Origin of the sequence: Paenibacillus typhae, assembly GCF_900099765.1 — a bacterium.
GTDB classification, from domain to species: domain Bacteria; phylum Bacillota; class Bacilli; order Paenibacillales; family Paenibacillaceae; genus Paenibacillus_AQ; species Paenibacillus_AQ typhae.
This window is the reverse complement of record NZ_FNDX01000007.1, coordinates 177,655-191,105: the sequence shown is the minus strand read 5'-3', so window position 1 is coordinate 191,105 and position 13,451 is coordinate 177,655. Positions and strand designations below refer to the sequence as shown.

Sequence of the window (13,451 nt, the reverse complement as noted above, 5' to 3'; positions counted from 1 at the left end):
GTGACATACAAATATTCATTTAGTTTATATGGGAGATGGGGAAAAATGGAAGTGATATCAAGAGGGCGGGGTAAAGCAAAACCTGCACCTAATATGAGTAAAGATGAAGTAAAGAAAATTCTTATTGAAAAAATATATCAAGAAAGTAATCACATTATCAATGATGAAGATGATTTGTTTTATGAGTACCTAGACTACAAAGATGATAAAATGAATTTGGTTAGTTTATTCTCGGGTTGCGGAGGACTTGATTTAGGATTCGAATTAGCAGGTTTATATGCGAGTATTGGAAAAGAGAGAGCTCTAAGAGCTTATAAATCAAAAGAAACTTACAATGAAATTAGGAAAGAGAGTATTTTTCATACTATTTATACAAATGATCTTTTTGAAGAAGCAAACGACACCTATAGAGCGAATTCTCCTGTAGGAATTATTCAGCATAGGAAGGATATTCGAAAAGTTAAGAGATTTCCTAAGTCTGATATCGTAATTGGTGGGTTTCCATGTCCTGGATTTTCAGAAGCGGGTCCTAGATTGATAGATGATGAAAGAAACTTTCTTTATATACATTTCATAAGATGCCTTATGCAAACTAAGCCTGCTTTTTTTGTAGCGGAAAATGTAAAAGGGATGCTTACACTTGGTAATGGAGAGGTTATTAAACAAATAATTGAGGATTTTTCCTCAGCTGGATATAATGTGACTCATAAATTACTCAATGCTAGGGATTATGGCGCACCGCAAACAAGACAAAGAGTTATCCTCGTGGGAACGCGAGTTGATATTAATTATAAATATGTGTTTCCTGAACCTACACATGGAAGTGGTAAGCTGCCATACGTTACGCTTAAAGATGCAATTGGTGATTTATCTGAGAATCCTGGTCCTTACTTCACTGGTTCATTCTCAAGTATGTATTTATCAAGAAACCGAAAGAAAGAATGGACTGATCAGAGCTTTACAATACAAGCTTCAGGAAGACAAGCTCCATTACATCCTAGTGGTCCTAAAATGGTTAAATTGAGTAAAGATAAGTGGGAATTACCTGGTATGGAAGACTTGAATAGAAGATTATCTGTAAAGGAAATAGCTCGTATTCAGACATTCCCAGATTGGTACTCCTTTAAGACGAGTGAGAAACCCATAAATGAAAGTGCTAAATTAGACTTGATTTATAAGCAAATCGGGAATGCGGTCCCTGTATTATTAGCCAGAGCGATAGCACAACCTATTGCAGATTGGGTAATAAATAATCTAAATGAAGCAAAGGGTACCGATAATATTAGTTTAAGCTTGGTTTAAAATCAATTAACATGAGTCGAAAGTTATGCTTTCGACTCTTTTTTTCGTACTTAGCGATAACAAAAGAAACTAGTTCTTAATCAAATATCTAAAGCAGGACTTTGAACTATTATGTGGAATATATCCAGATAGAAGACATCTGGAGGGATTATTGTGGCTAAAAATACAGATAGAGGTTATGGCTTTGAGTATGTTAATATTTTGGTTGCGCATAAAGTATTAGGTACTAAAGTACATACTAATACACTTTCTTGGATGCAAAATGAAGGGAGAAATAAATTACATTCGCTAACCACCAAAGAACAAAATGAGATGGTGAGCGCATCGACCGAACTGATGAAATTCTTAAAGACTAGTGAGTCATGGTTAACTATCCCAGGGGTAACAGTTGAGAGAGTTAGGGGTAAGGTAGGGTCTACCGATGTTTCAGACATACTATTCAAAAAAGTCAATGCACTTGGTGAAATTGATAAGGAGTTGGGTATTTCACTTAAATCAAATCATGAAGCTGTGAAACATCAAAGAATAAGTGATAGAATAGATATTGGTGAGAAATGGTTAGGTGTTCCATCAGGAAAACAATTTATGAAGGACGTAAATAAAATTTTCACTGATTTTAGAACATACTGCTCAATTAACAGGATTGAAAGATATGATCAGTTGGGGGATCAGTTAAAAGATTCTTTGCTATATCGTCCCATATGTACAATTGTAAAAAAGTTGCTTGACGACACATTTTCTTCTCCAATGGGCTCCTCTGCTGTTTCGCATTTCATGAATTATCTAATAGGCTCTAAAGATTTTTACAAAGCAGTAGCGAGTTTCAAGGAAAAAGAGTTAAAGATCATTTCATTCAATTTGAGAGGCGGACTTGGAAAAGGGAAAATATTAAGAAGTCCTCAAAGATGTCTTGATATTAAAATTCAATCAAGTAGTGACAAGGGATTTCCAAACAGAGTGCATATTATACTAGATAATGGATGGGAAGTGAATTTGCGAGTGCATAATGCAAGCTCGAGAATTGAGAGTTCTCTAAAATGGGACTCGCAACTTGTTGGAATACCAAGTGATGCATGGCAAACTAGAATTGGTTTTTGAAATTGCATTAGTATACTAATCACATGCCTTCTAACCGAAGGCTTTTTTATTATATATTTTAACTAAAAATATTAACTTCGAACCTCAAAAGTTTTTAACACTATATCCTCTCGGAGAGAAGGGTGGGTGGTGGTGCATCATTTTTATATTAAGTACTTTTTAATTCCAATTTGACCATTAGTTTAATCAGTTACTTTTAAAGACTTCTTTCAATATTGTCTTAGCTCTTTTCAATTCTTTACTGTCTAATGATAGCAACATATCAAGAACATCATCAAATTCGTCTAGCTTTTTAGAAAGTTGCCTTTCAGCCTTTAGGTCAATAAAGAATTCATATAACTCTACGTTCAAAGCGTTAGCTATCTTCTCTAAATTCTTAATGGATACGTTATTCTCAGCTCTTTCGATTCCACCAATATATGAGAAGGTAAAGCCACATTTCTCTCCCAACGCCTCTTGTGAGAGTCCACGAGCTTTCCGAATTTCCCTTATGCGTTTACCAATCTTGTTTAAAGCGTCTGGCATTGTCTACACCTCTTTAATAAAGTGTAGACAAGAAAACACTCATAAAACATATATATTTATCGGTCAAAAATCATAAAAAATGATACATATATTAGTCATTTTGTGGTACTATTTGGCTATCTTTATATAAAAGGAGAGGGGGGAAGTCATAACACTGTCAGGGAAAGAATATGGATATGATTAAAACCTTTTAGAGGAATAAAGCAAATAATTTGGAGGTATTATTAATGGAGTATTGTCGAAACTGTGGAAATGCAGTAATTGAAGGAAGTAAATTTTGTAATGCATGTGGTGAAGCAATACAAAATGTGAACACTGCACCAGACAATTCACAAATTGATAATGGAAATGTATCTGCTACTACATATACGAAATCTGATGATAACAAAAAAATAATAAGGTTCCTTAAATCCAAATGGGTAATCTCCATTGTTGTTTTGCTTATCTTGGGCTTTGGTTCTCTATACGTCTATAATAGGTATTTCACTCTTGAAGGAGAAGCCAAATCAGTGGTGGCAAATTACATAAAGGCTATTCAAAATGGAGATGCCACATATGATTTTAGGTCGAGTGATGTGGCTGATTTTTACAATATTACTGACTATAAATTCATTAAAGCTTCGAAGGCGAAAGTTGATACTGTCATTCATTTAGATAGAGATGACTGGGACAAAGACTTTTTCGTTGGACGTACCATTGAGAAAACATATGAAAAAGAGAAAGAATATTATCGACATGCATACGAAGCGGCGGGAGTAGGGGGAAAAGTAATTGCTGAAGACGATGATACAATGACCATAAAAACTGGAATGCAACATGATGAGCTAACGTTGCTATATGATCTACAAGCAATCAATGGGATTGGTGAAAATGTAATGAAGAGAGTATACTTCACTTTAGAAAATGATGATTACGGTAAAGATATGAAAATCACTAAAGTAACTTATTGATACTCTTGGTGATGCATAAGAGTCATGGGGTCTTCCTATGGCTCTTTATTATGAAGTGAGGTGATAAGTTTATATTAGGGAAAAACTGCACCGCTTTAATCGAGTTTGGAAAAGTGTGGTGAATAAGTTATATAGATCGGCTCATTAACTAAGACTGGATAAATAATACACATTATTGTACAATATCCTCAAACAAGCTTGTGGTTGCTACACATTGAAGTGTTTACCCTAGTGCTCATATATATTTCTATTGAAAAAGCCTTATAAATCAAAGGATTCCCGATCTTTCAATGATCGAAGAGAATGTTGTATCCTCTGCCGGCGCTACACATAAAGTCAACATCGAGCAGATTCTTCAGCTGATCCGCGAAGCCGGCAAGATTCCGGCACAGCGCAATACACGTTACGATATCCTGCGGGTGTTCGATGATGTGAATGCGAAGATTGACAATGATTTTGTAATGCAGAACTAATCCTATTATTAAACCATAACCCCCGTGAAGCAGTTCTGTACTGTCTCGCGGGGGTTATTTTCGTCTATAATGTGCTGTCCTGGATCTGGCTGAGGATGATTTGGTGGCTGGATGTGAACAAAACAGGCTGCTCGTTCACAAAGATTAAGGCAAGGTTCTGCTCCTGTCACCGATGTTCGTGTCAGTATTTATGCCACTTAATAAGGTCTAGGTTTATTGATTTTTTTGTATAAATATAGAATGATGTAGTTTTGTCTAGTGGGAATGAATTGTTTGGTGTAACAGGAAATATTATAATGAATATCTTACTCGGTAATGTATCTAAATCTAACATGTCTTTTTCGCGTTTCCTTGTATATTATGTAAGGTTTTGGGTTGGGAATAAGGCGTTATGACTAAATTTACACCAAAATATATGATATTTTACACAACTATTGACTCTATTTAATGCTTTTTGCTAGATTCATATATTTGCTTATGGTACAATTCTCCTCGGTCACTAATAGAGAAAAACTGGGAGGATTAATCACTTATGGGAGAAAGACGATGGAACAAGCCGGTAGCTTCAATTCTGGCAACCACAGTTCTGACTGCACAGGTTTTTGGGGGTGTGCTTGTTGGTTCAGTTCTTGGAGCTGATACAGCAAAGGCCGCTCCGGCATCCGGTGTGACAGTAGATCTGCGTCTGATGAGCACTACTGATGTGCACACCAATGTCTATGGCTGGGATTATTTCAAGAATGCCCCTTCAGCGACAGTGGGTCTCGACAAAACAGCTACTCTGGTTACTGAAGCCAGAAAGGTGAATGAAAACAATCTATTGCTAGATAACGGTGATTTGATTCAAGGAACTCCGCTGGGTACGTATATGGCAACCAAGTCGGATATCAGAACCAATAATGACCGGATTCATCCTATGATCGCTGCAATGAACGTTATGGGCTACGACGCGGCAACCTTCGGAAATCATGAATTCAACTATGGCCTGGAATATTTGGACCGTACAATCAACGGAAGTGCCAGCAATAAAACCAATACTGATGCAAACTTCAAGTATGTTAATGCTAACATTTATAATATTGACGGTGTAACAAACGCGTATAAGCCATATGAAATTATTGAAAAACAGGTTAAAGGCTCCGACGGTCAGATGCATACCGTAAAAGTAGGCTTGCTGGGTCTTGTTACTCCGCAGATTATGGAGTGGGATAAGGTCAACCTCGAAGGCAGGTTTGTGGTAAAAGATATCAGCGAAACGGCTGCGAAATTTGTACCTGTTATGAAGAATGCTGGTGCACAAGTTATCGTGGCAATGGCTCACACCGGCTTTGATGCATCTGCCGCCTCAAACCTGACAGGTGCAGAAAACGACATTAATCAACTGAGTAAGGTAGAAGGCATTGATGCCATCACATTCTCACATACTCATAAAGTATTCCCTACAAATGGCGTGGATTCCTCGCTTGATGCATCCTTTAAAGATCCGGCCACCAAAGCTCCATACAATAGTGATGTTGCCAAAATTGACAACGTAAACGGCCATATTAATGATACTCCTGCTGTTCAAGCAGGTTATGGCGGCGGCTATCTGGGGCTGATCGATCTGAAGATCGTACAGGACGGAAACGGCTGGAAGGTTGATAAAGCTGCTTCCAAAGCATCCACCGTCTCCATTTCCGGTAAAGCAGCTGATCCGGCAGTAGATGCCGTAGTGGGCGCTGACCACGCCGCAACCATCGAATACACCGGCCAGAAGCTGGGCGAAACGACCGCTCCGATGAACAGCTTCTTCGCTATGGTGCAGGACGATCCGACGGTTCAGATCGTAACATACGCACAACAGCGTTATGTGTCGAATCTGATTAATACTGATCCGGCGCTTGCAGATTATAAGAATTATCCGATCCTCAGCGTCGGCGCGCCATTCAAGGCAGGCCGCAACGGATTTGAAGAATACACCGAGATCAGCAAGGGTGACCTGACGATCCGCAGTGCCAGCGACCTATATCTGTATGACAACACGCTGAAGGCGATTGTTGTAAAGGGCTCGACCGTAAAAGAATGGATTGAAATGAGCGCAGGCGCATTCAACCGGATTAAGCCGGGCATTTCGACAGCGCAATCCCTGCTGAATCCTGCATTTGCAGTATATAACTTCGATGTTATTGACGGTGTTCAGTACACGATCGACGTAACGAAGAATGCCAAATACAAGCCGGACGGTTCTATTAATGATGCTTCCTCCAGCCGTGTAACCAGCGTTACTTACGGCGGACAGCCGCTTGATCTGAACCAGGAATTTGTCGTGGTTACCAACAACTACCGTGCAAGCGGCGGCGGTAACTTCCCGGGCGTAAAAGCCGGAAAAATGATTATCGACTCCCAGATGGAAAACCGTCAGGTGCTGATGGATTATATCAGTGAAGCCGGTGTAGTAGATCCAACTGCTGACGGCAACTGGTCGATTGCTCCAATCAAAGGCAACGTAACTGTAACCTTCCCGTCTTCACCAAAAGCGGCTGAAGTTTTACCGGCCAACATTAAGGATACTAAAACCAAAGATGTTAAAGGCTTCAGCATTTACAGCCTTGACCTGAAACAACAGACACCTAAGCCAACAGCCGATGTTGAAGTTCACCTGATCGGCATTAACGACTTCCACGGCCAGCTGGATACTACTTCTGTAGTAAGCGGCAAGAATGCAGGTACTGCGGCGATTCTCGCAACATACCTGAAACAGGCGCGTGCCAAGTATGAAAACTCCCTGCTCTTCCATAACGGGGACTCCGTAGGCGCATCTGCTCCGGTATCTTCACTTGAGCGTGATGAGCCGACACATGAATGGATGAACCTGATGAAATTCGATGTCGGAACACTGGGTAACCATGAATTTGACCAGGGTGTTGCAGCACTGAAAACACAGATTTTCGGCGGTGTCGATCCTAAGAACAGCAGCGTAAATCATGCTGGCGCAGACTTTGATTACATCAATGCCAACGTGGTTGACAGTGTGTACAAGAATCCAATCATCAACCCTTATGTTATAAAAGAAGTAGGCGGCGTGAAAATTGGATTTATCGGTGTGGTAACTAAAGCTACGCCAAGCAAAGTAGCTCCATCCGGTCTGGTAGGCGTTGAATTCCTGACAGCCGATGAAGAAGTGGCAGCGATCGAGAAATACGCTAAAGAACTGCAGGCCCAGGGTGTTGAAACGATCATCGTGCTGGCACATGATCCTGCTACAACGAAAGGTGATGCAAATACCGGTTATGTAACGACAGGCGAAGCAGCGGATCTCGCCAAAGCCCTGCCGGCTAACTCACCGGTTGACGTCATCGTTGCCGGGGATAACCACGGCTACGCAAATGACATCGTAAACGGCAAGCTGGTTGTTCAGGCTTATTCTTACGGTACTGCGTTTGAAGATATTAAACTGGTCATTGACCATCAGACAGGCGATGTAAAAACCAAGTCTGCAACAGTTACATCTACCTTCCAGGAAGGAGTAACCCCTGATCCTGAAACGGTTGCTCTGGTTAACAAATATTTGGCTAAGCATCCGGAGCTGACACAGCCAGTAGGTACTACTGACGGGACAATTACCCGTACAGATGCCTACAACAATGAAGCGGCTCTCGGCAATCTGATTACTGATGCTATGCGTGCGGCTGATTTCGGAGACGGGGCAGCAGCAGCAGATTTCGCCTTCATGAACCCGGGCGGTATCCGTGCTGACCTTCCTAAGGGCAATGTATCCTTTGGAGATCTGGCCAAGATCCAGCCTTTCGGCAATACCCTGGTGAAGCTGACCCTGACCGGTGAGCAGATCAAAACCCTGCTGCAGCAGCAATGGGGCGTGAAAGCAGACGGAACAGCTGATACAAAGACTCTGCAGATTTCCGGTTTGAAATATACAGCTGATATGTATCTGCCGGTCAAGGACCGTATCTCCAGCCTGACCAAAGCTGACGGTACTCCGATTGATATGAACAAGAGCTATACTGCGGTCGTGAACAACTTCATGTCTGCAGGCGGTGATAACTACACTGTACTGACCAAAGCCAGCGCTTCTGTACCTGGCCCGATTGATCTGGATGTATTCTACGATTACATTGTAGACACGTTCAAAGGCGGAGCAATTACAGCCAAGGTTGAAGGCCGTATTACTAACAACACTAAGGCTCCGGCCGCAATTCCTGGCGGTGTTCCGGCTCCGGCGGCAACACCTGCACCATCGGCAACACCGGCTCCATCCGCAACACCTGCACCATCGGCAACGCCGGCTCCTTCGGCAGCACCAGGCACTTTCAGTGATCTGGGCAAAGTAGCCTGGGCTCAGGAAGCCATTACCTCCCTGGCAGCCCAAGGCATTGTGAAGGGTCTGGAAAACGGCCAGTTCGCTCCAACTAAAACAGTAACCCGTGCTGAATTCGTAACGATGCTCGTACGTGCTTTGAACCTGAGTGCGCCAGCATCCGCTACAGCTTTTAACGATGTGAAGCAGGGTGTATGGTATACCGATTCGATCGCTGCTGCTGTCAGCGCAGGTATTGTGAAGGGCAGCGGCAACGGCAAATTCGAACCGGGCCGTGAAATTACCCGCGAGGAAATGGCAATCATGATCGTGAATGCCCTTGCTGGTCAATTGGAGCCCGTTAATGCCTCTGCAGCGCTCGGCGAATTTGCTGATAAAAATTCCATCGCTCCTTATGCTCAGGAAGCTGTTGCACAGCTGACTCAGCTGGGAATCGTGAATGGGGTAGACGGCGGTAAATTTGCACCAAAGGCTATGGCCAACCGCGCTCAGGCTGCAGTAATTATCTACCGCATGCTTGAGAATAAAGCTTCCTGATTCAGCTTCGATGATAAAGATGCCCCCTTCATCTCCGGATGACGCGGGGCATCTTTTCGTTCCTTTATAACTATTCAAACGCTCTATTCTCCAACATAAACAGGCCTATGCGAATCCCGCATGGGCCTGTCCGATGGAACCGGTTATTTATTTTACTGCAGCTTCCCACTTGCAGCGGACCGGGGAGACAATGGCATTTTCTTTCTTCAGCTCAGTAAAAGCCTTGTCTACGGCCTTGCGCTCAAGGCCCGAGAGCTTCTCTACCTCACCGGCGGTGAGGGGAGTTGCAGAAGCCTTGATAATATCCAGCACCTGTTCTTTTACGCTCATGAAGGACACATCCTTGTTCAATATATTTGAAAGAATGACTACTTAGATTTGTAGTATAGGAGAGGATTAGAAGAAATGCAGTGACTTTTATCGAATGGGCTTTTTACTTATCAAAAAACAGATTTACAATTGTATCCAAAAGTGATATCATAATTATATCAAATACATATCTTCTGGAGGTGCTTTTATGAAGGAGAAGGTTTTACGTCCAGTTAGCGGATTTTGGGTTATTGCGCTGATTGCGGTTTGTCTGGCAGGCGGGATCTACGGGGGAGCCCACGAATACGTTGCGGTGCCGGTCGTCCTGTTTTTAGTTGCCGCTGTTCTGTGCACAAGCATCACGATCGTCCAGCCTAACAAGTCTGTTGTAGTCACCTTTTTCGGGCAATATGTCGGAACAATTGTGAAGAGCGGGATGTATGCGGTTATTCCGTTCAGTATCCGTAAAACCGTGTCACTGCGGGTACGTAACTTCAACAGTGTCAAGCTTAAGGTTAATGATGTGGAAGGGAACCCGATTGAAATTGCAGCAGTCATTGTTTTCAAAGTCATTAATTCTGCCAAAGCGCTGTTTGATGTAGATAAATACATGGCTTTTGTCGAGATTCAGAGCGAAACCGCGCTTCGTCATGTAGCGAGCAAATATCCGTATGATAACTTTAATGAATCCGGCATGTCACTGCGGGCCAATGCCGACGAGATTGCCAAGGAGCTGGCTTCGGAATTGCAGGAGCGTTTGTCCTTGTCCGGGGTAGAGGTAATTGAGGCGCGTCTGACGCATCTGGCTTACTCTACAGAGATTGCCAGCACGATGCTGCAGCGCCAGCAGGCCTCGGCCATTCTTTCGGCACGGCAGATCATTGTGGAAGGTGCTGTCGGCATGGTAGATATGGCGATCCGCCAGCTCAAAGAGAATGGTGTGGTTGAGCTTGATGAAGAGCGTAAGGCGGCAATGATCAACAACCTGATGGTGGCGATTGTATCTGAGCGCGGAGCGAGCCCGGTGATCAATGCCGGTTCGTTGTACTAGGGGATGATGAATTATGGCGGCCAAAAAGAGCTTTCCGCTGCGGATTGATCCGGAGCTGCATGAAGCGCTGGAGCGTTGGGCGGGAGAGGAATTTCGCAGCGTAAACGGACACATTGAATATTTGCTGCGTGAGTCTTTAAAGCGCGCGGGCCGCTTGCCGGGAAAAAAACGCCGGGAAGAGGAGTAAGCAATAACAGGAAAAGCTGCCCTGTACGCTTGACTGAAGCGACGGACAGCTTTATAATTACTGCATAATTCACGTTAACAGCGTCGACAAAGACATGGATCGCTTGTGTCAGGACCGCTTCAGAGAGAGGGAACCCAGGCTGCAATTTCCTCCGGTATCCGGCTTCCGATCTACCCCTTTGTAGCTGCGGTTATGAACTCCCGGAGGCCTCTGCACTCCTTGTCACGGGATAGTAAGAACCGCCGGTTCATGGCCGTTATTCCCATGCTGATGAAGGATTCTTGTATAGAATCGAATTTGGGTGGAACCACGGGTGCAATCACTCGTCCCTTTACGGGACGGGTGTTTTTTGTTGCGTGGATTTTCCGTACCGCCACTTAATGCCCGCAGAGGGCCAGCTACCAACCACTAGGAGGAACAACAATGTCAGTAAGTATTAAGCTTCCGGACGGATCGGTCCGGGAATATGAGAACGGCAGCACTATCGACGATGTAGCCGCTTCAATCAGCAGCGGCCTGCGCAAGAATGCAGCTGCAGGCAAGCTGAACGGGATTGTCGTTGACCTGTCAACACCGCTTGAAGAAGGCGCACTTATTGAGATCGTTACGCTGGATTCACCGGAGGGTCTGGAGGTTATGCGTCATAGTACAGCCCACCTGATGGCCCAGGCAACCAGACGCTTGTTCGGGGCGAAGGAAGTCAAGCTTGGTGTCGGTCCGGTTATTGAAGACGGCTTCTACTATGATATGGACCTTGAGCATCCGCTCAATCCGGAGGATCTGCTCAAGATCGAGAAGGAAATGGAACGCATCGTTAACGAAAATCTGCCGATTGTACGCAAGGAAGTCAGCCGCAAGGAAGCGCTGGAACTTTTCGGTGAGCTTGGCGATCCGTACAAGCTGGAGCTGATTGAGGCGCTGCCGGAAGACAGCGTGATTTCGATCTATGAGCAGGGTGAATTCTTTGACCTGTGCCGCGGACCGCACGTGCCGTCCACTTCTAAGATCAAAGTATTCAAGCTGATGAATGTAGCCGGCGCTTACTGGCGCGGCGACAGCAAGAATAAAATGCTGCAGCGCGTATACGGAACGGCCTGGATCAAAAAAGCCCAGCTCGATGAGCATCTGCGCCTGCTGGAGGAAGCCAAGAAACGTGACCACCGCAAGCTGGGTAAAGAGCTGGAAATCTTCACCTTCAACCAGCTGGTCGGACAGGGCCTGCCGATCTGGCTGCCTAAGGGCGCCAAGCTGCGCAGCATTCTGGAGCGTTATATCGTCGATCTGGAAGCCAGCCTCGGCTACCAGCATGTATACACTCCAGTGCTTGGTAACGTAGAGCTATACAAAACTTCCGGACACTGGGAGCACTACCAGGAGGACATGTTCCCTAAGATGGTTATTGATACCGAGGAGTTCGTGCTACGTCCGATGAACTGCCCTCATCACATGATGATCTATAAGAGCTCGATGCACAGCTACCGTGACCTGCCGATCCGTATCGCCGAGCTGGGCACGATGCACCGCTATGAAATGTCCGGCGCGCTGACCGGCCTGCACCGTGTGCGCTCCATGACGCTGAATGATTCCCATATCTTCTGCCGTCTGGACCAGATCAAAAGCGAATTCAAACGCGTGCTTGAGCTGATCAAGCAGGTATACAGCGATTTCGGTATTCACGATTACCGTTTCCGTCTGTCCTACCGTGATCCGCAGGATACTGAAAAGTACTTCCAGAATGATGAAATGTGGGAGACTGCACAGCGTATGCTGCGCGAGGTAGCGGAAGAAGCCGGTCTGCCGTTCTTTGAAGCGGAAGGCGAAGCGGCCTTCTACGGACCTAAGCTTGATGTGCAGATCCGCACCGCGCTTGGCAAGGAAGAAACCCTGTCCACTGTACAGATCGACTTCCTGCTGCCTGAGCGCTTCGAGCTGGAGTACGTCGGGGATGACGGCAACAAGCACCGTCCGGTTGTGCTTCACCGCGGTATTCTCGGAACAATGGAACGTTTCGTAGCCTTCCTGCTGGAGAACTTTGCCGGTTCACTTCCGCTGTGGCTGTCGCCGCAGCAGGTCAAGATTATTCCGGTATCCTCGGCCTTTGACGAATATGCCAAGGATGTTGAGGCGAAGCTGCAGAGAAACGGTATCCGTGCTGAAGTGGACCTGCGTAATGAGAAGCTCGGCTACAAGATCCGTGAAGCCCAGCTGGAGAAGCTTCCATATATGTTCGTTGTCGGTGAGAATGAGATGAATGCGGGCACCGTGTCCATCCGCAAACGCGGGGAAGGCGATATCGGTGCCAAGCCGCTTGAAGAAGTAATTGAAACACTGGGCAAGGAAATTTCCGGCCGCGTAATCTGATTTTGCCGGTAAGCCTGTTATCATAGCCTCTGTCATAATGCCTCGTGAAGCCGCATATCAGCGCTTCATGTATAAAATTTTGTGAAACGGGAAACCTTCGCTAATAGGGGGAGGTTTATCAAATGAACAAAATGGGCTTATGCCAGAGGCTTTGGTGTCTGATGGTTACGGTAGTGCTTATTCTTACGGCTGCAGGAGGTTATCCGGACAAGGGTACCGGGTACGCCCAGGCCAGAGGAACAGCGGACATTGCCGGCCGGTTGAACAGCGGTACTATAAAGGCAGATGATTTTCAAAATAGACAGGGTTCATCCTTCTTTACAAGCATTAGCGGAAACGTGCA

9 protein-coding genes and 1 pseudogene are annotated in these 13,451 nt (G+C 44.8%); 8 read left to right on the top strand and 2 right to left on the bottom strand.

Annotated features, from left to right (window positions below):
* Positions 1-45: 45 nt before the first annotated feature.
* Together BLR64_RS09005 and BLR64_RS09000 are read left to right on the top strand one after the other, a co-directional pair.
* On the top strand, positions 46-1,302 hold the full coding sequence (locus tag BLR64_RS09005) for a DNA cytosine methyltransferase (protein ID WP_090713794.1): 1,257 nt from the start codon (positions 46-48) through the stop codon (positions 1,300-1,302).
* Positions 1,303-1,455: 153 nt separating this feature from the next.
* A complete protein-coding gene (locus BLR64_RS09000; protein ID WP_090713793.1) occupies positions 1,456-2,400 on the top strand; it encodes a HaeIII family restriction endonuclease in 945 nt (314 codons plus the stop codon).
* A 186-nt stretch (positions 2,401-2,586) separates the two neighbouring features.
* Here the strand turns inward: BLR64_RS09000 and BLR64_RS08995 are convergent, their stop codons facing one another.
* Positions 2,587-2,925, bottom strand: a complete 339-nt coding sequence (locus tag BLR64_RS08995) for a helix-turn-helix domain-containing protein (protein ID WP_090713792.1) — start codon at positions 2,923-2,925, stop codon at positions 2,587-2,589.
* A gap of 227 nt (positions 2,926-3,152) precedes the next feature.
* On the opposite strand from BLR64_RS08995, the gene BLR64_RS08990 reads away from it, so the two are divergent.
* From BLR64_RS08990 to BLR64_RS08980, 3 genes and pseudogenes are all read left to right on the top strand, one after another.
* Positions 3,153-3,875 carry a zinc-ribbon domain-containing protein gene (locus BLR64_RS08990; protein WP_090713791.1) on the top strand — a complete coding sequence of 241 codons (723 nt, stop codon included), beginning with the start codon at positions 3,153-3,155 and terminating at the stop codon, positions 3,873-3,875.
* Positions 3,876-4,162: 287 nt separating this feature from the next.
* Positions 4,163-4,348 (top strand): annotated as a pseudogene (locus BLR64_RS08985) (dehypoxanthine futalosine cyclase); the annotation flags it as partial.
* 532 nt (positions 4,349-4,880) lie between these two features.
* Positions 4,881-9,200, top strand: a complete 4,320-nt coding sequence (locus tag BLR64_RS08980) for a bifunctional 2',3'-cyclic-nucleotide 2'-phosphodiesterase/3'-nucleotidase (protein WP_090713790.1) — start codon at positions 4,881-4,883, stop codon at positions 9,198-9,200.
* A gap of 147 nt (positions 9,201-9,347) precedes the next feature.
* On the opposite strand, the gene BLR64_RS08975 is transcribed toward BLR64_RS08980, so the two are convergent.
* Complete coding sequence (locus tag BLR64_RS08975) at positions 9,348-9,530, bottom strand: transcriptional regulator (protein ID WP_068728968.1); 183 nt, start codon at positions 9,528-9,530, stop codon at positions 9,348-9,350.
* A 187-nt stretch (positions 9,531-9,717) separates the two neighbouring features.
* Between BLR64_RS08975 and BLR64_RS08970 the strand changes: the two genes are divergently transcribed.
* From BLR64_RS08970 to thrS, 3 genes are all read left to right on the top strand, one after another.
* Positions 9,718-10,560: an SPFH domain-containing protein gene (locus BLR64_RS08970; protein WP_090713789.1), complete on the top strand. Its 843-nt coding sequence runs from the start codon at positions 9,718-9,720 to the stop codon at positions 10,558-10,560.
* 13 nt (positions 10,561-10,573) lie between these two features.
* The gene (locus BLR64_RS08965) at positions 10,574-10,747 is read left to right on the top strand and encodes a type II toxin-antitoxin system antitoxin (protein WP_039303331.1); all 174 of its coding nucleotides are present in this window, start codon (positions 10,574-10,576) and stop codon (positions 10,745-10,747) included.
* 423 nt (positions 10,748-11,170) lie between these two features.
* Positions 11,171-13,108: a threonine--tRNA ligase gene (gene thrS / locus BLR64_RS08960; protein WP_090713788.1), complete on the top strand. Its 1,938-nt coding sequence runs from the start codon at positions 11,171-11,173 to the stop codon at positions 13,106-13,108.
* Positions 13,109-13,451: the final 343 nt, after the last annotated feature.